The organism is Thiomicrospira sp. (genome assembly GCF_014859555.1).
Lineage (GTDB): Bacteria > Pseudomonadota > Gammaproteobacteria > Thiomicrospirales > Thiomicrospiraceae > Thiomicrospira.
The window spans coordinates 1-2,263 of the sequence record NZ_JACUTY010000117.1 but is presented as its reverse complement, the minus strand read 5'-3'; the positions used below and the strand labels follow the sequence as shown (position 1 = coordinate 2,263).

Here is a 2,263-nt window from a genome sequence, read left to right as displayed (position 1 = left end):
TTACCGGTGGTTTTAAAGAAGGCCATATCTTCTGATAAGTTGCGCGCCTGCTCACTCATGCTTTCGGATGCGGCGGTGGTTTCTTCTACCAAGGCGGCATTTTGCTGGGTGACCTGGTCGATACTGGTAATCGCATCGTGAACCTGATGAATGCCCGCGGCTTGTTCAGCCGAAGCTTTGGCAATTTCGTTGATCATCGAGGTGACTTCATTAACCGAACCAGTAATGGCTTTTAACATATCACCCGATTCAGAAGCCAACTTCGTACCGTGATCAATCCGCCCCACGCTTTCATCAATTAATTTTTTGATGTCTTTCGCGGCTTCGGCTGATTTTTGAGCCAAGGCACGAACTTCGCCTGCGACCACCGCAAAACCGCGTCCATGATCACCAGCTCTGGCCGCTTCAACCGCTGCATTTAAAGCCAGCAAGTTGGTTTGGAACGCAATACCGTCAATTAAGCTGACAATATCGGCAATCTTGTGGCTTGATGCTTGAATTGAATTCATCGCTTCAATGGTTTGCTGCATAACACCTGAGCCTTGGGTGGCCTTAGTTTGCACGTCTTGCGCCAAGTTCGCGGCTTGGTTGGCATTTTGGGTATTGTTTTGAATTGCTGAGTTCATTTCGTCCATGGTGGCCGAGGTTTCTTCAAGTGCGGCGGCTTGCTGTTGTACACGCTCACTTAAGTCATGCGAGCCTTGCGAGACTTCCTTGGCGGCGCTATCCACCACATTGGCGGCTTCAATCGCGACCGATACAATGCCATCTAAACGAGAGATAGAGCTGTTAATCGCGTGTGTAAGCTGACCAAGTTCACCTTCAAAGTCGTTTTCAATGGTTTGAGTTAAATCACCCTCTGCCATGCCGGTGGTGACACGAATAACATCGGACATCGCACCCTCAATCGAATCCATTAGATCATTGATCGACTGGCTTAAATCTTTTGCCACACCATCTACTTTAGACAGGTCAATTCGATCACTTAAATAACCACTTTGAGCACGCGCGACCGTTGCCGTTACATTCTCTAGCAATTGAACCTCTTGTGTCAGGTCACGCCATTCCACTAATGTGGCGGTACGAAGTCCGGCACGGTTAATGATTGGTAACATCGTGAGTTCAAAATGGTAGCCCGCGACTTTAATCTTGGCGGTATAAGAATCGGTGAGTTTTGAGATCATCGCACGCTGGTGCGATGGCTCTTTATGGAATACGTCAATATTCATGCCGACTAGGTTTTTAGCATCAAATTTAGGTAAAGCTTTCTTTAAACGAGCCTCACGGTCAGATAAAAAGCCTCGAATATGGTCGTTCATATAAATGATGTTGTAATTCGCATCCGCCATCATTACGTTACTTTGCAACTTATCCAATGCGGTTTGCAACTGGCGTGAGCGATCCAGCTGATAAGCACTTTCTTCACGCTGTTCTAAGAAAGACAAATTGGTGGAAATCACTGCGTTACGAAGTTTACCCGCATAGGTGACCGGGTCATAATTAACTTCCGCAAGTGGTTGGCCGCTGGCCAATTGGCGTAATGCTTCAACCGAACTTTTTTGTGTGCGGGTCAGGTTGATGCCGTAGCCAATTAAGATCGCCACCAAGATGATTGACGTAATTTCGTTAAATAACGGGTTGACTAGGCTAGAGCCCGTTAAGGCCAGAAGGTTTGGTATAAGCGCGAATATCACACCTAGCAGGCCTAGCTGAATGGCCGGATTAAAGTGAGCAAAAGCATTTAAGCTGTTGCGGTTTAAGCCATAAATAACGCGACCGTGTTTAATTTTGGCCTTACCAGCGGCAATGTCGCGGTAGGCTTGGCCGGCGGCTTGCTTTTCGGTGGCATCAATGCGCGAACGCACCGACATATAACCGACGATTTTGCCATCTTTAAATAAAGGGGTGGCACGGGCTTTAACCCAATAAAAACCGCCATCTTTTCGACGGTTTTTTACCAGCTGAGTCCAAGGAATGCCGGCTTTTAAATCCGCCCACATGTCGGCATAAACCGCAGGTGGAACGTCTGGGTGACGGATCATGTTATGCGGTTGTCCAATCAACTCATCACGGGTAAAACCGCTGGCGGCTTCAAATGCATCGTTACATTCTAGAATGGTGCCAGCTAAGTCGGTTTTGGAGACCAAAATTTGGCCTTCAGCTACGTCGTATTCGGTATTGTTGATGGGTTGATTGTTGCGCATTCTGTCCCTCCAGAATTAGTAGCGAAAAGTGAACTGTCTTATAAGTTCTTCGTTGTAGT

The 2,263-nt window shown here is 47.3% G+C and carries 1 protein-coding gene; it reads right to left on the bottom strand.

Going from position 1 to position 2,263, the window contains the following annotated elements:
• On the bottom strand, positions 1-2,204 hold a 2,204-nt coding region (locus IBX48_RS10330; RefSeq protein ID WP_296834268.1), incomplete at its 3' end, for a methyl-accepting chemotaxis protein.
• Positions 2,205-2,263 lie beyond the last annotated feature (59 nt).